We start from the raw sequence: 21,440 nt of genomic DNA, 5'->3' as shown, positions 1-21,440 counted from the left end.
CGTACCTGAGAACATGTGGGCCGTTTAGAGTGCCCCACCCCCCGGCCGAATAAACCGTGGACATGTGGGTCGCGAGGGTTAATGGGCTGAAACTGCAGCTTTCATCCCATGAGTATCGACAGCGAACCGCGTCCCAGCGGACCGGGGGATCTCGCCGCGCTCGACAGGCGTATCGACGGTGACGTTGACGCCAGCGACGCGACGCGGGCCCTCTACGCGACGGACGCGAGCATCTACAGGGTAGAGCCTGCGGGGGTGGTCTGGCCGGCCGACCGCGACGACATCCGCGAGAGCGTTCGGTTTGCCCACGAAAACAACGTCAGTCTCACCGCCCGCGGCGCCGGTAGCAGCCTCACCGGCAACGCCATCGGCGAGGGGCTAGTGGTCGAGTGTACCCGATACCTCAACGAGATCGTGGCGGTCGACCCAGAGCGCGGGACCGCGACCGTCCAGCCAGGGGTCGTCCTGGACGACCTCAACGCGGCGCTCGCCGAACACGACCTGTACTTTCCGCCAGATCCCAGCACGTCGAGCACTTGCACGATCGGGGGGATGGTCGCCAACGACGCGGCCGGGCCCCACTCGGTTCGCCACGGTACGACCCGCGAGAACGTCGCCGCCGTCGAGTGCGTCCTCGCCGACGGGAGTCTCGCGACCTTCGAGCGCCGCTCGGGGCCGGCGCTTGAGCGGGCACGAGACCGGGACGACCGTGTTGGCGACTTGTACCGGACAGTGCTGGATGCCCGGGCACAATTGGCCGAGGAGATCGATGAGCGGTATCCCGACGTCGAACGGAACTCCAGCGGGTACGACCTCCAGTCGGCCGCGGCACCCGACGGGTCGTGGGCGGACCTCTCGCAACTGCTCGTCGGCAGCGAAGGGACGCTGGGGTTCATTGTCGAGGTGACGATCGAGGTGACCAAGCGACCGTCAGCGCGAGCGGCCGCCCTCTGTTTCTACGACGACGTCGTCGATGCCGCGGCTGCGGTCGTCCCGGCCCGGGCGGCCGAGGCGAGCGCCATCGAACTCGTCGACGACGCCGTCCTTGGCTACGCCCGTGACGCCTGGGGTATCGACCTCGTCCCGGAGGCGGCAGGCGCCGCACTCCTGATAGAGGTAGAAGGCGAGCCGGCGGACCTGGAGGACCGGCTCGACGAGGCCGTCGCCGCGGCCACGACGGCGGACTTGGTCGGCGTCGAGCGGGCGACGTCGGACGAGAAGCAGGACGTGCTGTGGAAGGTCCGCAAGGCGTCGAACCCGCTGTTGAACCGGCGACCCGGCGACGAGCAGGCGCTGTCGTTCGTCGAGGACGCCGCGGTGCCACCCGAGCGCCTCCCCGAATACCTCGAGCGCGTCGGAGACGTCCTCCGCGAGCACGACCTGGAGGCGAGCGTCTTCGGTCACGCTGGCCAGGGCGTACTCCACGTCAAGCCCTTCCTCGACCTCTCGACCGAAGCCGACCGGGAACGCCTACAGGCGGTCTCGGCGACGGTCCACGAACTCGTGCTCGACCTGGGCGGCTGTGTCTCCGGCGAGCACGGCGACGGCCGATTGCGGTCCCAGTACCTCCCGCAGATGTACGGTGAGGATGTCTACGAGACGTTTTGCGCGATCAAGCGGGCTGCCGACCCCCGGGACGTGTTCAACCCAGCGAAGGTGGTTCCCAACGCTGAGGGAAATCTCGCCGGTGTCACGGAGGACCTCCGATTCGAGGGCTACGACCCGCAGACGGTAGAGACGGCGCTGGACTTCTCGGCCGAGGGCGGGTTCGGCTCGCTTGTCGAACAGTGTAACGGCTGCTCGAAGTGTCGGTCGACCGGCGATGGCGTGATGTGTCCCTCCTACCGGGCCGCCGACACGGAGGTCACGAGCACTCGGGGTCGCGCTAACATGCTCCGGGAGGCCATCGACGGCGAGCTCGGCGAGGATGCGCTGACCAGCGATTGGTTTCAGGAGGAGGTGTTGGACCGCTGTCTGGCTTGCAAGGCCTGCGAGACAGAGTGCCCCACCGGCGTCGACATGGCGAAGCTCAAGACCGAGGCGAAACACCGGCGCCACCAGGAGCATGGGGTCCCACTGCGTTCGCGGCTGTTCGGTAACGTCAGGACGCTCAACCGGCTAGGCAGCGCGCTGGCACCGCTGGCCAACCGCCTCGCGACGTTCGGTCCAGGCCGCGTCGTGCTGGAGAGGGTACTCGGCATCGACCGGCGGCGGTCCGTCCCCCGATTCGCTGCCGAGTCGTTCCCGGAGTGGGTCGCAGCACGCGAGCCCGCGGCCACTACCGGCGAGTGCGGCCGGGTCGTCCTCTACCCGGACTGCTATACGGCCTACAACCACCCCCAGGTCGGCAAGGCGGCTGTCCGCCTCCTGGAGGGTCTCGGCTACGCCGTCGAGGTTCCCGCCGTGAACTGCTGTGGCCGGCCGGCCCTGTCCCAGGGCATGGTCGGGCGCGCGCGCGCCGACGCAGCCGAAACCGTCGACGTCCTCGCCGACTACGTCGACGATGGCGTTCCCGTGCTCGCAGTCGAGCCGTCCTGTGCCAGCGCGCTCGTCGAGTACGACGATCTGCTCGAAGAGACAGCCGGCGTTCCCGACTCGGCCGCGACGCTCTCGACGTTCCTCTACGACAGAGTGGTGACCGGCGACCTGGCGTTGCGCGAAGCCGTCGATGGCGAGCGCGTCGCGTTCCACGGCCACTGCCACGAAACCACCAGGGGCTGGGACCACGCACCGGTCGCTCTGCTCCGCCAGGTTGGCTACGAGGTTGAGCCGGTAGCGGCCACCTGCTGTGGCATGGCGGGCTCGTTCGGCTACGAGACCGAGCACTACGGCCTCTCGACGACGCTCGGCGCGGACCTCGTCGAGACTATCGAGGCCGGGGCGCCGGACGTGGTTGCCGCGACGGGTGCGTCCTGCAGCCAGCAACTCGGGGATTTCGATGTCGATACTCGTCATCCGGTCGAACTCCTCGCGGAGGCGGTCGTATGACCGACGATGTCCTCGACGGTGCGATCGACTGTCACGTCCACACGGCGCCTGACCTCGTCGAGCGCTATCAGACGGACCTGGCGCTCGCTCGTGAGGCGATCCAGGCTGGCATGCGCGGCGTCGTCGTCAAGAGCCACGTCCTCCCGACCGTCGGACGGGTCGACCAGGTCAACGAGGCGCTCGGTGAGACGGTCCTCCACGGCGGTGTCGCGCTCAACGGAACCGTGGGCGGGCTGAACCCGGACGCCGTCGAGACCGCGCTCGAACTCGGTGCGCGGATCGTCTGGCTGCCGACGGCCTGGGCCGCCAACCACGCCAGCCAAGCGCGAGCGGCGGGCCGGTCGCGATTCGTCGGCCAGCGGGTCCCCGGTCCCGACGAGGAGATCCGCGTCGCCCGCAACGGCGAGGTGACCGAGGCGACCCAGCGCGTCGTGAACCTGGTCGCCGAACACGACGCGACGCTCGGGACGGGTCACGCCAGTCCCGACGAGATCGACGCCGTCGTCGAGGCCTGCGACGCCGCCGGCGTCAGGTGCCTGGTAAACCACCCCTGCTTCCGCGTCGTCGACCTGCCCCTGGAACGCCAAGTCGCCCTCGCCGAGCGCGGTGCCGTCATGGAGTACTGTGCGTACGCTGTCGAGAGCACGCCAGACCACTCCGTCGACCGCCTCGCGCGCGCCGTCAACCGGATCGGCCCGGAGCGGTGTCTGCTCGCCACCGACTACGGACAGGCTGAGAATGCGGCGGTGTCTGGCCTGGCCACGTTCGCGCGCGAGGTTCAGGAGGCAGGCGTCCCCCGCGAGGCGGTGCGGACGATGCTGACGGAGACGCCGGCTCGCGTCCTCGGACTCTGAGGCGTAATCTGTCGCCCACCCCGATTTAAACCCTCCATCTTGTTGGAGTGAAGACTGATGCGGGGTCTCAGTCAACACCGTAGTTGTATGCCAGACTATCCCATCGTCAACGCACACCATCATATCGGCCACCCCGACGACGACCAGGACAGCGTTTTCCAGTGGAGCGAGAGCATCGCCCAAATCATCGACACGATGGACGAGAATCGGGTCGACGCGAGTATGTTGATGCCCCTCGGTGGCGAGAATGACCGGAGCGTCACCGAAGTACACGACAGCATTTACGAGGCGAGCGAGGCCTATCCCGGTCGGATCTTCGGCATCACCGCACCCAACGCCCACCTCGGGCGCGAGTTCGTCCACGAGGAGATCACCCGGTGTGTGGAGGAACTGGACTTCAAGTACGCCAAGCTCCACACGCTGGCCTGGGGCGTCGACCCCACCTCCGACGTGGCCTACGACTTCTACGACGCCTGCGTCGAGAACGACATCCCCGTCATGATCCACACCGGTCCCCACGGGATGCCCTTCTCCGTGCCCGGGATGCTCATCCCGGTTGCCGAGGACTACCCGGAACTCGACATCGTGATGGCCCACATGGGCGGTGCCTACACGCTCACCCAGGAGGCGATCATCCTGGCGAAACGCTACGAGAACTTCTATCTGGACACGACTCTGGCGCTGAACATGTACGTCCGGCGGGCGATGGAAGAGGTCGGCGCTGACCGCCTGCTGATGGCCGCCGAGCACTCCTCGAACATCCCGGTCGCCCTGACGAAGATCGACTGCATCGGGGCCAGCGAGGACCAGAAGCGCCAGATCCTTGGCGGGAACGCCATCGACCTGTACGACCTCGACGTGGCCGTCCAGGACTGGGAAGAGAAAGAGGTCTCCGCCGCCGACTGAGGACGACCCGTGAGCACCGCCCGCGCCGTTGCGTTCGCGACGGACGCCACGCTGGCGGACACGCCACCAGCGGTCGGGCGGCACGTCCGACGGCGCGTCCTCGACACGCTCGCGGCGACAGTCGCGGGATTCCGCACGCCTGGTATCGACGTCACCCTGTCGTACGCCCGCGACAGACTCGACGGCGGGGAGGCGACACTCCTCGACGGAACGGGCACGCGCCGCTCTCTCGAGGGGGCGGTACTGGCCAACGCCACCGCGGCGAATACGCTGGACGTCGACGACGGCCACCGGGCGGTCAAGGGCCACCCGGCGGCGGTCGTCGTTCCCGCCGCACTGGCGGCCGCGGAGGCGGCGGACGCCACCGTGGACGAGTTCCTCGACGCCGTCTTCGTCGGATACGAACTCGGCGTTCGCGCCGGGCTGGCGATCCACGCGACCGACGGCATCTACACCGGCACCGGGTCGTGGGGCGGCGTGGGCGCGGCCGCCGCCGTGGGACGACTCCGCGGCCTCGACCGGTCGGTCTTCGCGGATGCCCTCTCGGTCGCCGAGTACCACGGCCCGCGCACGCCGATTATGCGAGGCGTCGAGCGACCGGACATGACAAAAGACGGCGTCGGCTGGGGCGCCTACAGCGGGACGGCCGCAGCGCTGCTCGCTAAGCGAGGGTTCACCGGGTCGGGGACGGTCTTCGACGAGACCGACGTCACCGTTTTGGCGGACCTCGGCGCACGTCACGTGAGGGTACCTGAAACCGTCTCCCTGCTGTCGGTGGGCCCATCCCGGCCTCGACGCCGTCCTGGCGCTCCGAGCGGAGCACGACCTGGCACCGGACGACGTCGAGACGATACGCGTATTCACCTTCGAGGAGGCCACGCACCTGCAGACGCGCCACCCGGAGACCGTCGAGGAAGCCGAGTGCCCCTATCCCTACCCGATCGCCGTGGCGATGGCCCGCGGCGAGTTCACGACAGCGGACCTGGGCGAAGCGGTACGGACGGACCCGACGGTTCGCCGGCTGGCCGATGCCGTCGAACTCGCCGTGGACCCCGACCTCGACGCGGCGTTCCCGGCGTCGTGTCTGGCGCGTGCCGAGATCGAGACCGGCGCCGAAACCGTCGCCTCAGATGAGGCCGTCCAGCCGCGAGGTGCCCGAGAACGGCCCCTCGACCCCGACGCCTTCGAGAGTAAGCTCCGGACGCTGTTCGCGCCGACGCTCGATGGGGCTGACGTCGAGGCACTCGAGGCCGCCGTCGAGGACCCGGAGGTATCGGTCGAGAAGTTGCTAACGAAGTTGCACGGCTGAGGGCTGGCGGGTCCCGTTCTCTGGGATCCACCGGGGCGAGGTGGTGTTTTATGTACCCCACTGCCCGAGTAAGCGGTGATGCTAACGGCAAAGGTGTGCGTCCGGTACGAGGACGACTGGACGGCCCAGCTCCAGCGGTACGACGTGTTCGCGGAGTTCCTCGCATCCACGTTTCGCAACCGGCGCTATATCGGCCTCGTCGCGCTCGAGGCGGACGACCTCGACGCGGCACTCGAAGTCATCGAGGGACACGACGACGTCAGCGAGGTGCAGGTCATCGAGCGGTTCGACGCGGACAGTGCCGGTCGAACCGCCAGCACGATCTTCGTCCGCGGACAGCTATCGCAGTTCACGCCACTCCAGACGCTGATGTACGAGGGCTTTCTCCCGCTCGGATCGACCAAGCTCGAAAACGGCAGGGAGTGTTTCGACCTTTTGTTGGAGGGCCGCGAGGAACTGGCGGACGCGACCGACCTGCTCAGGGATTTCGGCGCCGTCTCCGTCAAGCGCGTAACCAGAGAGTTCCGCCGAGAGGTCACTCCCAGTGCGGCCGAGTGGCAGGAGGTGCTGGGGACCATCCCGGAACGCCGGCGCGAGATTCTCCGTCTGGCCGTCAAGCGGGGATACTTCAAGGTGCCGCGCGAAATCACGCTGGCCGAACTGGCCGAGGAAATGGGTATCACCAAGACGACAGCGTCGAACCACCTACGAAAGGTCCAGCAGAGCATCATCGAGTTCCTCGCACCGTACGTCGCCCTAGCAGCCGAGAGCGACAGTGACTTGTAGGCGTCGTAGACGTGACCGCCGCTCCGTCGATACAGAACCTCATCGTCCCCCTCAGGTGTGTATACGTCTGCCCCGAACGGCAGAACGCCGGTACATAAAGGCCGCACATGTTTTACAATCGACATACAGTCACGAGCGGTAACTATGCGAGTAATGGATACCATTCTCGTTCCGGTTCCCGACCACGACAAGTGGTCCAAAGAGACCGCAGAGGTGCTGGCCGACGTCGAAACCGATCCGGAGGTTGTCCTCCTCTACACGTTCACCGACGAAGACGTGTCGTCCACCTCCGACAACCTGGGCCAGTCACTGGAGTCTGTCGACCTCGACGAACTGGCGTCCCGGAAGTCGGCAGTCCGGATGGCTTCACGCACGCTCGAGACCGCTGGAATCGATACCAACGTCGTCGGTGCCAGCGTGGACGAGGATCGAGGTGACGCAATTCTGTCGACCATCGATGACGTCGACGCGGACAGGGCGTACATATTCAGCCGAAAGCGCAGTCCGGTCGGCAAGGCGGTCTTCGGGAGCGCGATACAGGACGTACTGTTCGACAGTCCCGTCCCGATCGTCGTGGTACCGCTGGCAGCCGTGTGAGAGGGGCAAACTGGATTGGGATGTACCTTCCCGTGACTCGCCCACTGGTTCGAGGAGACGCAACACCAACACCGTGCCAACTGGTCGCCGGTCGTCGGAAGCAGAACGGCGCTGGGAGAGTGTCGTCCGAGATGTTCAACTCCCAGAAATGATCGCCTCGATGGAGCTACACAAATCCCCGAGGACAATTCGAGCTTGACCGTCGAACGTCCCGAGACGGGGTGGAATGTATGCCAGTCGAAACCGTTAGTTGCAGACATCATTGCGCCGGAAATCGAACGAGGTCTTAAAAAACGCTACAAGTGTTCGAGGCAAAGTATATCCCATTATGAGAGAGTATTTGACCAGCATGGCAAACCAAGGCACACGTCGAAAGTTCCTCAGGGATGGTAGCGCAGCGGCGACAGCGATCGGTCTCAGTAGTCTGGCCGGGTGTAGCTCGCTTTTGAGTTCGGGCGGCGGGGGCGGTGTCACCGTCGGCTCGAAGCAGTTCGCCGAACAGGAGATTCTCGGCTACCTCGGCTATCACGGGCTCGCAGAGAACACCGACCTCGACGTAGTCGATGAGGTGTCCCTCGGCGGGTCCAACACGAACTTCGAGGCAGTCAAGAACGACAGCATCGACTTCTACTGGGAGTACACCGGGACGGCGTGGGCGACGTTGCCGCCACAACACGACGAGGTGGTTTCCGACTCGGACGAACTCCACCAGCGCCTAAACGAGGAGTTCCCCGAGGAACACGACCTTGAGTTCCTCGATTACGCGACGTTCAACAACGCGTACGTCCTCATGACGACGACCGAGTGGCAGGACGAGACCGGCGTCGAGTCGATGTCGGACCTCGCCGCGTACATCAACGACGGCAACACCGACATGACGATTGTCATGGACGCCGAGTTCGAGGATCGCGATGACGGCTGGCCGGGACTGGTCGAGCACTACGGCTTCGCGGACGCCGCGAGCGACCTCGACACGAGGGCGATGGAGGCCGGCCTCGTCTACCAGGCCGTCGACGAGGGTGAGTCGGAGGTCGGCATGGGCTTCAACACGAACCCCAACATCGTCCGGTTCGACCTGCAGGTGCTCGAAGACGACGAGGGTTTCTTCCCGGTCTACAACCCGGCACCGCTCGTCCGGCAGGATACGCTGGAGGAGTTCGACCAGATGGTCGACCCGCTCGAGTCGATCGCAAACTCGCTGGACACGGAGACGATCCGGCAACTCAACCAGCGGGTCTCGATCGACAACGAGAACGCTGAGGACGTCGCACTGGAGTACCTCCAGAACAACGACCTCGCCTGATATGAGCCCCACCGACGCAGTCCTCGCGATAAATGCGGTGGTACTGTTAGTGGATACAGTTGCCGATCTCGTGACGTACCTCGCCAACAACTCTGACGAACTGGTGAAGCTGACTATCGAGCACATCGATATCATCGCACTCTCTATCGGGATCGCCGTTCCGATCGGCGTCATCACCGGGGCAGCGATCACTACGAACGATCGTCTGGCGACGGTCGTCATCTGGCTGGCCGGCATCATGATGACGATCCCGAGCATCGCGCTGTTCGGTTTGCTGATTCCAATTTTCGGCATCGGCGATCCGCCAGTCGTGGTCGCGCTGGTGATGTACTCCCAGCTCCCCATTATCCGCAATACGTACGTGGGGTTACAGCAGGTCGATCCCGCAGCCATCGAAGCTGGACGGGGACTCGGGATGTCGCGTCTGCAGCGCCTCCGGCACGTCCAGTTCCCCATCGCGCTCCCGGTCATCATGGCGGGTGTTCGCAACGCGGTGGTCATCCTCATTGGCATTGCGGCCATTGGAGCGTACATCGGCGCCGGCGGCCTGGGTCGGCCGATCTTTGACGGGATCAGAGACGCCTACACGTCCCAGATCGTGGTCGCCACGATCGTCTTGTCGGCCTTGGCGCTCCTGGTCGATTACGTACTGGGCGTCGTCGAGCAGTTCCTGCGGCTGCGGAACGGCGAGGACATCGACCGAACGCTCCCGACCCGCCTCGTACAGGGGATCCTACAATGACGAAACCAATGATAGAATTCGACGACGTTACCAAGGTGTATCCAGACGGTACAGTCGCCATCGAGAACGTGAGCTTCGAGGTCGAAGAGGGCACGACGACGGTGCTCGTCGGCCCGTCAGGCTGTGGCAAGACGACGACGATGAAGCTGGTGAACCGGCTCGAAGACCCGACGGAGGGAACCGTCTACTTCGACGGCAGTGACGTCCAGCAGCAGGACAAGATCGAGCTCCGGCGCAGCATCGGGTACGTCATCCAGGAGATCGGGCTGTTCGACCACATGACCGTCGGCGAGAACGTCGCGACGGTCCCCAAGTTGCTCGACTGGGACGGCGAGCGGATCGACGACCGCGTCGACGAACTACTCGAACTCATGGACCTCCCGCCGGAGAGCTACCGTGACCAGTACCCGCCGGAGCTGTCGGGCGGCCAGCGCCAGCGCGTCGGCGTCGCTCGCGCCCTAGCAGCCGATCCCGACGTCCTCCTCATGGACGAACCCTTCGGTGCACTGGACCCGATCACCCGCGAGAATCTGCAGGACGAGTTCCTCGAGATTCAAAAACAGATCAATACGACGATCCTCTTCGTCACCCATAGCGTCGAAGAGGCACTGAAGATGGGCGATCGGATCGCCGTCTTCGACGTCGGTGAACTCGTTCGGTACGACGAGCCCCGGAACATCCTCGAGGATCCCGGGAGTGAGTTCGTCGCCGACTTCATCGGCTCCGACAGAATGCTGAAACTCCTGCAGGTGACACGCGTCGAGGAGATATACCAGACCGAAGTGGCGTCACCCCATCAAGACGTCGTCGATGTCGTCGAGAACGGAAGCGACGGCGATGTGGCTCCGGACGTCGTCCCCGTGCGCCCCGAGGAAAGTGCTCAGGTAGCGTTCTCTCGGATCATGCAGGCAGAGACGGAGGCGATCCCGGTCGTCGACGACGGTGAGGTGGTCGGGGTCGTGACCGAGGAGCGCATCCGGGAGGAGACTGCCGGCCCGAAGCTGACCGACACAGAGGTGGCCTGACGTGAGCACGGTCGACACCCTTGTCGGCGGCTGGCAGTTCCTCATGGAGAACTTCGACCAATTCCTCGTTCTCCTGCGCGAACACCTGACGATGGTCCTTCTCGCCGAGGTGCTGGCGCTGGCCGTAGCACTACCGCTCGGCGTCTTCGCCATCCGGGACGAGCGGTCGAAACGGGTCATCCTCAGCTTCGGGAACGTCGCCCAGACGATTCCGACGCTGGCGATTATCGCGCTCGCGTTCCCCATCCTGGGACTCGGCTTCAAACCCTCGGTCCTCGCTCTGTTCGCGTACGCCCTGCTCCCGATCCTGATCAACACGATCGCCGGACTGGACGAGGTCGACGAGGACACCGTCGAGGCCGCGAAGGGCATGGGGATGACCGAGATGGAAATCCTCCGGAAGATCCGGTTCCCCCTGGCCATTCCCGTGATCTTCGCCGGCATCCGTACGAGCGCCGTCATCAACGTTGGGACCGCCTACCTCGCGTTCTTCATCGGCGGTGGCGGCCTGGGTGTGTGGGTCATCGGGGGCATCAACCTCTTCAACATGGAGCAGATGGTCGCCGGGGCGATTCCCGGCGCCTTGCTCGCCATCGGGCTAGACACGCTGTTCGCGATGATCGAGCGGCGACTCGGGGGACAGGTCTCGATCGACAGCGTCCCCGCCTGACCGTCCTCTTTCGACCGAGTGGCCCCGCTCCTGTGGCGGGAGAGAGACCGTAAGCGATGCTACCCGGATTCGATGCCGGATGGGGCCTCGCGAGGACGCTCGAACGACCGGGTACAAAGACCGTGGACATGTCCAACAGAACTGCAATGCCGAGTGGGGACACAACTGACTCTCGATGACGACCCAGTCAGGCACGAGGACGTACGATCTGGTTATCGATGGCGACCCCGTCCAAGCAGCCACCGAGGAGCGGTTCGACACGGTCAACCCGGCGACCGAATCGGTCATCGCCTCGGTCTCGCGGGCACAGGAGGAAGACGTCGACAACGCCGTCGCAGCAGCGCGAGACGCCCTCCCAGACTGGCGGTCGATGCCGCCCCAGGAGCGGGGCCGCCTGCTCGCTGCGCTGGCAGAGAAGATCCGCGCCCAGCAGGAGAGCCTGGCGCTACTCGAGACCCGAGACAACGGCAAGCCGCTGTCCCACGCCCGGGCCGACGTTGAGACGTGTGCACGCTACTTCGAGTACTACGCCGGCGTGGCCGACAAGGTCCACGGCGACTCGATCCCGCTGACCGACGAGTACGTCGACTACACGGTGCGCGAACCGCTGGGCGTCACCGCTCAGATTATCCCCTGGAACCTGCCGACCAACATCTTCGGCCGGAGCGTCGCGCCGGCGCTGGCGACCGGAAACGTCGCCGTCGTGAAACCCGCCGAGCAGACGCCGCTGACCGCCGTCGAGATCGGCCGCCTCGCTTCTGAGGTCGGACTCCCCGACGGCGTGCTCAACGTCGTCCCCGGCTTCGGCACTGAGGCCGGCGCGGCCCTCTCTGGGCATCCCGATGTCGACGGCGTGAGCTTCACCGGCTCGGTTCCCACCGGCATCGAGGTGGGCAAGACCGCCGTCGAGAACGTCACGAACGTCCACCTCGAACTCGGCGGGAAGAGTCCGAACGTCGTCTACCCCGACGCCGATCTCGACACGGCCGTCGACAGTACGATGACCGGCATCTTCGCCAACGCCGGCCAGGTCTGCTCGGCTGGATCCCGGCTCCTCGTCCACGAGGACGTCAAAGACACGTTCCTGGACGAACTGGTCGACCGCATCGAGGAGATGTCGATCGACTCGGGCGAACTCGACCCGGACATGGGGCCGCTCGTCTCCGAGGAGCATTTCGAGAAGGTGACGCGCTACCTCGAGGTGGGCCGCACGGAGGCCGGCGACCCGCTGGTCGGCGGCGAGGCCCTCGACCGCGACGGCTACTTCGTCGAGCCGACAGTCTTCGACGGCGTCGACAACGACATGCGGATCGCCCAGGAGGAAATCTTCGGGCCGGTCCTCTCGGTCATCGAGTTCGCCACCGAAGAAGAGGCCATCGAGATCGCCAACGACGTCGACTACGGGCTGGTCGCGGGGATCCACACCAGCGACATCGGCCGTGCTCATCGATTCGCCCGGGACGTCGATGCCGGCCAGGTGTACATCAATGAGTGGTTCGCTGGCGGCGAGGAGACGCCGTTCGGCGGCTACAAGCAGAGCGGCTTCGGCCGCGAGAAGGGGCTGGCTGCTGTCGACGCCTACACCCAGGTCAAGAACGTCTGTGCGAACATCGCGCCAGAGTAGGTCGCCACCCCTGAGTGAACTACCCCACCCTACTTGCTCACGGCTGACGCCGTTCGCTCCTTGAGGGTGGGGCTTCCTGTTTCCACGACGCGCTTTGCAGATACGGGCGTATCCACAGGGAGCGCAGTCTCCGCAGGCGTTGCTTCGGAGTGAACCACTCCTACGTCTTCAAGACCGCGAGAAAGAATATTCCACGCCGCGTTCGCGTCTCTGTCCGCCTCAAACCCACACGCCGGGCACGAGTGTTCACGAACCCACAGCGGCTTGTCCGTCTTGACACCGCAGGACGCGCATTCCTTCGTCGTGTCTTTCGGGTCGATCACGACGAAGTGTGTCCCTTCGCGCTCGCACTTGTATTCGAGCATTTGGAGGAACGTCCCCCACGCCGCACCCGCACGATTCCGTGAGTTGCCGGGGAGTTCGACCAGTCCCTTCGCATCCAAATCCTCGACCGCCACCAAGTCATACTCGGTGGCGTAGTAGTTCGACAACTTGTGGAGGAAGTCTCGTCGCTTCCGCTTCAGATCGGCGTGGCGTTGGGCGACCGTCTTGCGTTGTCTCTCCCAATTCGCAGAGCCGTGTTCCTTCCGTGAAAGGTCGCGCTGTGCGCGTTCGAGTCGCTCGCGCTTTTCGGTGAAGTCGGGACTCTCGATGGCGTAGCCATCGGTGTCGTGGACGTACTTGAGAATCCCTACGTCGATGCCGACAACCTTCTCGGGTGTCTCCGGTTTCTGGGGGGTGTCTTCGCCCACGTCGATGCCGAACGTGGCGAACCACTCACCTGTGGGTTCTCGCTTGACCGTGACCTGTTTGAGGGTCGCGTTCTCGGGGATGTCTCGGTGGAGGGTGATGGGTATCTCACCGATTTTGCTCACCCACAGGACAGGCCGACCACTCGTATTCTTGAGTTTGAAGCCGGACTGGTTGTAGGTGAGCGACCGATACTCCCGAGGCGGTTTCCACTTGAGCATCCCCACGGCGCGTCCGTTCTCCTTCTGTGCTTTGAGCGTGGAGAGGTTGTCGTAGACGCGCTTGACGACCATCTGGAGGACTTTCGAGTGAACGTCGGTCAGGTCGTCCCACCACGATTTGAGGTCGGGGAGTTGTCCCTGCACCTCGTAGCGGGCGGGAATGCCGTCTGCCTCGTTGAGCAGGTAGAGAACGTGGTTGTATAGTTGCCTACAAGTATCGACGTGGTGCAGAAGCGTCTCAGCGATGGCCTCCGGTGGGTCGAGCCGATACTTGTAGTTGTACTGCATATCCTACTCGTCTGAACTGGGTTCGGAGACGCGGACGACTTTCACGTCGGCTCCACGCCAGCGTTTGGGAACAATGACGTGGGCACTATTGCCCGACGGTTTTGCAGTCCCGTCGAGGACTTCCTCGCCTTCGATTTCAAATCTATCCATCACTGATGTATAGACTATGGATAGACATAACGGTGGCGGTGGGCCTGTGGGAATAGTGTCGCAGGTGTATGAGAACTGTGCGGCGTTGACGAGCCGCGGAGCGTCTCGTTCGCACACCAGAAATCGAAGATTTCTGGGGACGCTGTATCTCCTCCCTACTGCGCTACTCGGTCGCTTCGCTCCCTGCGTTGCTCCTTGAGGAAGGGGACTTAGCGCCTAATTCCAGTTAAAAACGCCGAACTATGTTTGCCTAAAACAGTATCCGGCGTCCGCGGCAACGTACTTGCGGATGAGCGTCGAAGTCGCACAACGATATTTCGAGCTGATGGACAGTCCCGACGCTGGAACGGACGACGTCCTCGAGCTGTACGCCGAGGACCCGGTCGTCCACTCCTCGCGTGCCGGGGTCGTTCGTGGCCGGGAGGAGATCCGGCAGTTCTACGAGGACAACGCCGAGTTCTTCACCGGCGGCGCACACCACATGGAGGCCTTCCACCAGGACGGGAACGTCGTGGTTTGCGAGGGCTACCTCGACGGCGAGACGGCCGTCGGCCGGTCGGCCGACGGCGTCCCCCTCTGTGACGTGATGGAGTTCAACGACGACGACGAGATCGTCGCCTTCCGTGCCTATCTCGACTACCGGGGCTACGTCGACGAAGTGCCGGAGGACGTTCCGAACGTCCGGGCCGAGGCCACCAGCGAGGACGTATGACCAGTTCTGGTGATGTAACTGGCGAGACGGACGAGGCGGCTGAGACGGGCGAACTCGTCTACATCAACGGTCCGAAGGACCTCGAATTCCGGGAGTACGAGGTACCCGAACCGGAGCCAGGCGCCGTCGTGACCGAGGTCGTTCGCGCCAACGTTTGCGGGTCGGAGCTCCACGTCTGGAAGGGCGACCATCCCCTCCAGGACTGTGTCCTCGGTCACGAGGCACTCGTTCGCGTGGCCGACCTCGGCGAGGGCGTCGAGACCGACAGCGCCGGCACCCCGATCGAGGAGGGTGACCTGGTCGCGCCGGTCTACTTCCAGACCTGCCAGGCCTGCGAGTTCTGTCGCCGCGGCGAGTTCTACCGCTGCGAGAACGACTACGAACACACCGGGAAATCCCCGGAGATCTGGCCGCACTTCCACGCCCCCTGGGCCACCCACTACTACATCTACCCGGACAACCACTTCTACAAGATTCCCGATGAACTCGAGTCGCACCTGAACGTCGCGGCGGCGGCCAACTGCGCGCTGTCGCAGGTGAAGTTCGGTCTCGATCGGGTCGGTCTCGAGTTCGGCGAGACGGTGGTGATCCAGGGTGCCGGTGGCCTCGGACTGAACGCGACCGTAGTCGCCAACGAATACGGCGCGGAGACCATCGTCGTCGACGGTGTCGACGAACGCCTCGAGCAGGCCAGGGCGTTCGGTGCCGACCACGTTATCGACTTCCGGGAGGACGACACCGTAGAGGCGCGCGTCGAACGGGTCGAGGAGATTACCGACGGACTCGGGGCCGACGTCGGCGTCGAGGTCGCGGGCGTCCCGGAGGCGTTCACCGAAGGAATCGAACTGCTCCGGACCGGCGGGCGCTACCTCGAGATGGGGAACGTCCGGCCGGGCCACGAGGTGGACTTCGACCCCGGCAAGCTCACCAGGAAGTCCATCGACGTCACGACGGCCGTCGAGTACGACCCTTGGACGCTCTACGAGTCGCTTCAGTTGCTTGCGGAGACGGTCGACAGCTATCCGTACGACGACCTGATCGACACCGAGTATCCGCTGTCGGACGTGGAGGCTGCACTGGAACACTCCGAGAACCGTGACGTCATTCGGGCGACGCTGATCCCATCACAGTAATCCGCCCGGACACGGCCACTTATTATCGCCGGGGTGCTCTACAGACCAATGCTCACAGCCAAACTAAGCGTCCGATACGAGGGGGACTGGACGGCAGAGCTCGACCGGTACGATGTCACCGGTCAGTTCTTGGCCTCCACGTATCGCGACCGGCGGTATTTCGGGCTGTTCGCCCTTGAGGCCGCCGAGCACGAGTGCGAAGCCGTTATTGACGTCATTCGAGAACACGAGACGACGGACACAATCGACGTGATCGAGCGATACCAGGTCGAGGGGGCGGATCGGGTGACCGCGACGGTCATCATCAAAGGGCAGTACTTCGAGTTCACTCCACTCCAGGTGCTTCTCCACGAGGGGTTCATCCCGCTGGCGAACTTCGGCGAGGTTCGGGACGGTCGAGAGACCTTCGACCTCCTGCTATCGAAGCGTGAAGACCTCGCGGAGGCCGTCGACCTGCTCGAGCGGTTCGGCCCGGTGACGATCGAATACGTCTCGCGGGACTTTCAGCGCCGCATCACGCCCAGCGTCACCGAGTGGGCGGAGCTGTTCGAGACCGTCACGCCGCGCCGCCGGCGCGTCCTCAACGAGGCCCTCGAGGCCGGCTACTTCGACGTGCCCCGCGGCTGTACGCTCGAGGAGATCGCGGACGACCTGGGGATCGCCAAGACGACCGCCTCCCAACACCTGCGGAAGGCGGAGAAGGACCTGATGCAGTTCTTCATCAAGTACGTAAACCTGTCCGCGTGAGTGTGGACGGCGTGGTCGGCCACGCACCGTTCGACGGGGTATCTCGCAGCTAGCCTGCTCCAGACGGGCCCGGTCGTCGGTACTTATAAGAACTACCATGTGTGGCAGAACTTTCGTGCCGCTGACCCTCCCAGATGGGCTGTGAATCCTGAGACAGCACCAATCCCAGAACCAACGAACAGAGCGGTGTTGGGGGACTCGCGCGGCCGAACTTCGGGGAAAGATCGGTTGGCAAGCGCACGACTGGAACCGCGTCCGCAGCGGTCCCACCTTCCTCACCTGGCCGCTCGTTCCAGAGGGCCGTCCGCCGACCGCCAGAACGAGAGAGGCCAGGTTGACACACCGATGGCGAAATCGGCCGGGAGGGGCGTCCATGGGCGGTGAGCCGAACCCGGAAGGCCAGACGTCCAGGCCAACCGGTGAGGTCGTCTACTTTTACGGACCAGGAGAACTTGCGGTGCGCGAACATCCTGTGCCGGAGCCTGAGCCCGGCGCCGTAGTCACTGAAGTGGTGCGTACCAACGTGTGTGGCTCGGACGTGCACATCTCCGAGGGGCGACTCGGCGAGCCCTTCGTGGACATGGTCCTGGGTCATGAGGCGGTCTGTCGCGTCACCGAGCTCGGGCCAGGGGTCGAGACGGATTACGCCGGCAACGAGATCGCACCGGGCGACCTCGTCGCCCCGGTGTACTATCTCACTTGTCAACACTGCAGTGCCTGCGCCCGGGGGGAGTTCCACAACTGCCAGGAGTCGTACTCGTACAAGACCAAGTCACTTGAGGAGTTTCCACACTTCCACGGGACGTACGGCACGCACTACTACGTCCACCCGAACCAGCACTTCTACAAGGTTCCCGACGCGCTCACGGAAGTGCCGAGCGTGGCCGCGGCGGCCAACTGTGCGCTGTCGCAGGTCATGTTCGGTCTCGACCAGGTGGATCTGGAGTACGACGAGACGGTAGTGATCCAGGGCGCCGGCGGACTCGGACTCAACGCAACCGCGTACGCGAATGAACGAGGGGCAGAGGTTATCGTCGTCGAAGGCGCCCGGAATCGGCTCGAGCTGGCCAAACGGTTCGGTGCAGACCACGTCGTAGACATGAACGAATACAGTAGTGTCGACGAACGCATCGAGAAAGTGATGGAACTCACCGACGGAGAAGGCGCGGACGTCGTAGCGGAGCTTGCGGGCGTGCCGGAGGCGTTCACCGAGGGCATCGAGCTCCTGCGAACGGGCGGGCGGTACCTGGAGGTCGGCAACATCAATCCCGGATCTGTCGTCGACTTCGACCCGGGGCAGCTCACTCGCGAGTCCATCACGGTCGAGGCGATGGTGCAGTACGACCCCTGGTACCTGCGCAAGGCGCTCGGCTTCCTCGCGGACACTATCGACGTGTATCCCTACGAGGACCTCCTAGACGAGACGTTCGACCTCGCGGAGTTCGAGGCGGCTCTCGAGGTGTCTGCGGGCAAAGGCGTCGGCCGCGCCTCGCTGGACCCGCAGTTGTAGCCGGGTAGACGAGGTGCTGGTCGCACCCACACCCCCGGTGCCAGCCATCGAGTCCGACGGTAGTCGACCCATGGAGAGTTCGCGTCGTGAGCCGCGACGCTGGCGGTTCCTCCACCCGCCTCACGGACGATTGTGGAGGTGATTGTTGCGACAGCATCCACCTCCCCGGCAGCCTCGGCCGGCGTTCACCCGACCTGTGGTGCCGTCAGTGGCCGTCGTGACAACTCGACGGTTCGAGGCGATGCCCGCTCATCCGGGATCGGACGGAGATGTCATTCTTATATATAATTTATGACTATGTATACTATATCTTATTTGTGGCACGAGAGCGGCGTCCGCGACGTCTCGGATCGGTGCCCCTGTTCGAAGAGGGAGTAGGTTCTGGACGGATGGTGCCACGGTGTCGACGGCGGCCTATGTGGGCGCAGAAGAAGCAACGGCCCTGGTACCGAACGCGGTGAGCGAACGCCATCGAGCAGAACAACCACGGCACGGTAGCTGGTCGACCGGCCGCCTGCGAGGCTTAACTGCGGCCGAGCGACTGCCAGGAAAGCTTCCGGGCTTCGGCCCGCAGTTCGTCGTGTTTCACCAGAGCGAAGCCGGCAGAGATGGTAAGAAAGCCCAGGACACTCAGCGGCGATAGCGTCTCGGCCAGCAACAGCCAGCCCAGGACCGCGGTGAAGATGGGGGCTGCGTAGGACACCAGGTTGATCTCGACGGCGCCCAGTGCGTGAAGTAGGTGGAAGTAGATGATCGCGCTGAGCCCGCTTCCGACGACGGCCAGGTAGACGATCGCGAACAGTGCCTCACCGGTGAGGTCCACGGCCGACAGTGATTCGCCGGGCAGTCCGAGGCTCACGACGTGGAGCAAGCCGGCACCCAGGAGGTTCGACCAGCCGACGAACCCAGCGGTGGACAGGTCTCCGCTGGCGCGCTGGACGAGAACGCTCCCGAACGCCAGACAGGTGGTCGAGAGGATCACGAGTCCGGCACCAACCGTTTCTGCTCCCAGGGGGCCCGAGAGGTCGGGATTCGCGACCAGACCCACGCCGACGAAACCGAGGAAGAGACCTGTAATCCCGGGTTTCGAAAGGCGTTCCGCCGGGATCAGGACCCACGCGAACATCGCCGCGAGGATCGGGTTCGTCGCCGTGAGAATCGCTGCGATACTGCTGGTTACGTCCCCCTGACCGACGAAGAGGAACGCGTTGTACAGGCCGACGAAGAAGGTGGCACCGAGGGCGACGAGCCACCAGTCCGCTCGGGACCGCGGGCGCCAACGCTCCGAAACGGCCGCCGCGTACGCCAGCGTCAGCACGGCGGCGAGATCGTGCCGGAGCGCTGCGAACAGCACTGGAGGCACGTACGGTAACCCAATCTTGATGAAGACAAACAGGGAACCCCAAATGAACGCGAGAGCGACGAACAGCGCGAAGTGTCTGTACGAACTCACGTGTGCCTTCCCGGTACTCCTCGGTGATTCGACGTTGTCGCGTGGTGTCCGGCCATCTATATACGAACAACCCGTTCTGTCAAACGTGGATTTGCTGGGCGATCACCTGAATCTTGTGGTCGATCCAGACTTCGTTCAATCGCCGGGCGGATGGTCGTGGCGGTCTGAAATTCTCTCCTGCGAAATGCCGGCTTGGTGTCGGCGGGGATAGTGGTAGCAAAAATGGGTCCACGCACATGTCCAACGCAGGACCCGCCAGCAATGCTCGTCTACCGCTGGGCGACCGCGCTGACGCGAATTCTCGCCTGGACGGAAACTGATGGACCCAGTTTGGATGACCCAAACGATACGGTTGCACCTGTTTGGACTGGCAACGTCGATCGGTGAGTTCGGGCGTAATGCCCAGCTCAGGTGAGTAAGTGCGGACAAGTTTACAGTCATACAATTGTAATGCAATTCGGGTCGCGTCATAGGCGAACGCACACCATGCAAGCGGTGCTTATCCATCGACGGCCGCGTCACCGTTATACCGGATCCGGATGATATCAGCTGTCTGGGCGATTTTTCTCGGAAGCGTTTCGTGGAAGTATTCGCCTTCGATGCGGCTGGCCGGGCCAGATATCGCTACTGCACCGATGAGACCGTCGAGCCCCTGGACCGGCGCGGCTACGCCGCGGATGCCAACTGCCGACTCCTCGTGGTCACGGGCGATGCCCTCTTTGCGGACCTGTTCGAGTTCGGTTTCCAGTTCTGCCCGGTCAGTAATCGTGTTCGGCGTCACTTGCTCCAGCTCGTGTGCGTCGAGAACGGACTCAACTTTAGTGTCGCCCATGTGAGCAAGCAACACTTTACCACTGGCACTCGCATTAAGGGGCCATCGGCTCCCCGTCGTGTACGCTCCACTCTCGACGGCGGCGTCCCCTGCCGATTTGTAGATGTAGTACCCGTGCCCGCGTTCTTCGACCATCAGCCAGACGAACTCGCCCGTATCGGCTGCCAGGTCGTCCGCAGGTTGGGTCCCATGTACGAACAGCGGATACTCCTCCCTGATCGCCGTACCGATTTCGTAGTACCGAAGCCCGGGCCGGTACCGGTTGTGCTCCTCGACGACAAATCCCCGTTCCTGGAGCGTCCGGAGATGTGCGAGGACGTTGCTCGGTGATCGGTCCAGCTTATCGGCCAGTTCAGTGATCGTTCTGGGGGGGCCCTGTTCCAACGTCGTCACGATGTCCAGCGAGACGCTGACTGACTTGATCCGGTCGTGATTCCCACTCCGTGCATTGTCGGTCATACCCAAGCCTTAGACCGGAGGATAATGAGAATACCGCTCGTTCGGACGGTGGCACGGATGACCCTATCCCCTCTCTGTCGTCTTCTCCGTCGCGTACACACTGATGACCTTCGCGCGTCCGCTGTCGACTGCGGATTCTGTCGGACCGGTTCTGTATGAGAGAATGCCGTAACGTCCGGAGAGATCGGGTATCAGCTCCCGGCCCGTGGTCGATCCCTTCACGTTAGTCGGTGCACCGGCCAGACGGTTGAAAGAGTGGTTACAGACCAGTACGGAGATCTGTCGTTTCGCAGGACCGTATCGTAGAGGGCCTGATACTGGTGTTTACGGGATATCTGGTACAAAAGGCAGCATCGCCGTCCTTGGCGGTAAACGTGGAGC

The 21,440-nt window shown here is 64.0% G+C and carries 19 protein-coding genes and 1 pseudogene; 16 read left to right on the top strand and 4 right to left on the bottom strand.

Features of this window, described 5'->3' with window-relative positions; all coding sequences use genetic code 11:
• The first annotated feature begins 108 nt into the window (after window positions 1–108).
• From AC6I6X_RS11295 to AC6I6X_RS11240, 12 genes and pseudogenes are all read left to right on the top strand, one after another.
• The gene (locus tag AC6I6X_RS11295; protein WP_497930616.1) at window positions 109–2,988 is read left to right on the top strand and encodes an FAD-binding and (Fe-S)-binding domain-containing protein; all 2,880 of its coding nucleotides are present in this window, start codon (window positions 109–111) and stop codon (window positions 2,986–2,988) included.
• Window positions 2,985–3,842, top strand: a complete 858-nt coding sequence (locus AC6I6X_RS11290) for a DUF6282 family protein (protein WP_497930615.1) — start codon at window positions 2,985–2,987, stop codon at window positions 3,840–3,842. Before AC6I6X_RS11295 ends, AC6I6X_RS11290 begins: the two co-directional genes overlap by 4 nt.
• 87 nt (window positions 3,843–3,929) lie before the next feature.
• Complete coding sequence (locus tag AC6I6X_RS11285) at window positions 3,930–4,748, top strand: amidohydrolase family protein (protein WP_497930614.1); 819 nt, start codon at window positions 3,930–3,932, stop codon at window positions 4,746–4,748.
• A 9-nt stretch (window positions 4,749–4,757) separates the two neighbouring features.
• Window positions 4,758–5,396: pseudogene (locus AC6I6X_RS11280) on the top strand (MmgE/PrpD family protein); the annotation flags it as partial.
• Between the two features lie 103 nt (window positions 5,397–5,499).
• On the top strand, window positions 5,500–6,057 hold the full coding sequence (locus AC6I6X_RS11275) for an MmgE/PrpD family protein (protein ID WP_497931283.1): 558 nt from the start codon (window positions 5,500–5,502) through the stop codon (window positions 6,055–6,057).
• A gap of 78 nt (window positions 6,058–6,135) precedes the next feature.
• On the top strand, window positions 6,136–6,843 hold the full coding sequence (locus AC6I6X_RS11270; RefSeq protein ID WP_497930613.1) for a helix-turn-helix domain-containing protein: 708 nt from the start codon (window positions 6,136–6,138) through the stop codon (window positions 6,841–6,843).
• Window positions 6,844–6,996: 153 nt separating this feature from the next.
• Entirely contained in the window at window positions 6,997–7,440 is a 444-nt protein-coding gene (locus AC6I6X_RS11265) for a universal stress protein (protein WP_497930612.1), read from the top strand.
• A 445-nt stretch (window positions 7,441–7,885) separates the two neighbouring features.
• Entirely contained in the window at window positions 7,886–8,743 is an 858-nt protein-coding gene (locus AC6I6X_RS11260) for a glycine betaine ABC transporter substrate-binding protein (RefSeq protein ID WP_497930611.1), read from the top strand.
• A 1-nt stretch (window position 8,744) separates the two neighbouring features.
• Window positions 8,745–9,485, top strand: a complete 741-nt coding sequence (locus AC6I6X_RS11255; protein WP_497930610.1) for an ABC transporter permease — start codon at window positions 8,745–8,747, stop codon at window positions 9,483–9,485.
• A gap of 8 nt (window positions 9,486–9,493) precedes the next feature.
• Complete coding sequence (locus tag AC6I6X_RS11250; protein WP_497930609.1) at window positions 9,494–10,510, top strand: ABC transporter ATP-binding protein; 1,017 nt, start codon at window positions 9,494–9,496, stop codon at window positions 10,508–10,510.
• A gap of 1 nt (window position 10,511) precedes the next feature.
• Window positions 10,512–11,180 (top strand): ABC transporter permease, encoded by a 669-nt coding sequence (locus AC6I6X_RS11245; RefSeq protein WP_497930608.1) that lies wholly within the window; start codon window positions 10,512–10,514, stop codon window positions 11,178–11,180.
• 175 nt (window positions 11,181–11,355) lie between these two features.
• Window positions 11,356–12,804: an aldehyde dehydrogenase family protein gene (locus AC6I6X_RS11240; protein WP_497930607.1), complete on the top strand. Its 1,449-nt coding sequence runs from the start codon at window positions 11,356–11,358 to the stop codon at window positions 12,802–12,804.
• Window positions 12,805–12,833: 29 nt separating this feature from the next.
• Here the strand turns inward: AC6I6X_RS11240 and AC6I6X_RS11235 are convergent, their stop codons facing one another.
• Both AC6I6X_RS11235 and AC6I6X_RS11230 read right to left on the bottom strand, forming a co-directional pair.
• Entirely contained in the window at window positions 12,834–14,063 is a 1,230-nt protein-coding gene (locus tag AC6I6X_RS11235) for an RNA-guided endonuclease InsQ/TnpB family protein (RefSeq protein WP_497930606.1), read from the bottom strand.
• A 3-nt stretch (window positions 14,064–14,066) separates the two neighbouring features.
• Window positions 14,067–14,213, bottom strand: coding sequence for a DUF2080 family transposase-associated protein (locus AC6I6X_RS11230; RefSeq protein ID WP_394324589.1), 147 nt, complete (start codon window positions 14,211–14,213; stop codon window positions 14,067–14,069).
• A 289-nt stretch (window positions 14,214–14,502) separates the two neighbouring features.
• Here AC6I6X_RS11230 and AC6I6X_RS11225 point away from each other — a divergent pair, with 289 nt between their 5' ends.
• From AC6I6X_RS11225 to AC6I6X_RS11210, 4 genes are all read left to right on the top strand, one after another.
• The gene (locus AC6I6X_RS11225) at window positions 14,503–14,925 is read left to right on the top strand and encodes a nuclear transport factor 2 family protein (RefSeq protein WP_497930605.1); all 423 of its coding nucleotides are present in this window, start codon (window positions 14,503–14,505) and stop codon (window positions 14,923–14,925) included.
• A complete protein-coding gene (locus tag AC6I6X_RS11220; protein ID WP_497930604.1) occupies window positions 14,922–16,058 on the top strand; it encodes a zinc-binding dehydrogenase in 1,137 nt (378 codons plus the stop codon). The genes AC6I6X_RS11225 and AC6I6X_RS11220 overlap by 4 nt, the downstream gene beginning before the upstream one ends.
• Before the next feature lie 48 nt (window positions 16,059–16,106).
• Complete coding sequence (locus AC6I6X_RS11215) at window positions 16,107–16,805, top strand: helix-turn-helix domain-containing protein (protein ID WP_497930603.1); 699 nt, start codon at window positions 16,107–16,109, stop codon at window positions 16,803–16,805.
• A 373-nt stretch (window positions 16,806–17,178) separates the two neighbouring features.
• Window positions 17,179–18,315 (top strand): zinc-binding dehydrogenase, encoded by a 1,137-nt coding sequence (locus tag AC6I6X_RS11210; RefSeq protein ID WP_497930602.1) that lies wholly within the window; start codon window positions 17,179–17,181, stop codon window positions 18,313–18,315.
• 523 nt (window positions 18,316–18,838) lie between these two features.
• On the opposite strand, the gene AC6I6X_RS11205 is transcribed toward AC6I6X_RS11210, so the two are convergent.
• Both AC6I6X_RS11205 and AC6I6X_RS11200 read right to left on the bottom strand, forming a co-directional pair.
• Window positions 18,839–19,768, bottom strand: coding sequence for a DMT family transporter (locus tag AC6I6X_RS11205; protein WP_497930601.1), 930 nt, complete (start codon window positions 19,766–19,768; stop codon window positions 18,839–18,841).
• A gap of 499 nt (window positions 19,769–20,267) precedes the next feature.
• The gene (locus AC6I6X_RS11200; RefSeq protein ID WP_497930600.1) at window positions 20,268–21,059 is read right to left on the bottom strand and encodes an IclR family transcriptional regulator; all 792 of its coding nucleotides are present in this window, start codon (window positions 21,057–21,059) and stop codon (window positions 20,268–20,270) included.
• Between the last annotated feature and the right edge of the window lie 381 nt (window positions 21,060–21,440).

The sequence above is a fragment of the Halosolutus sp. YCN4 genome, from assembly GCF_059736495.1.
The sequence above is the reverse complement of the archived record's forward strand: the minus strand, read 5'-3'. Positions and strand labels throughout refer to the sequence as shown.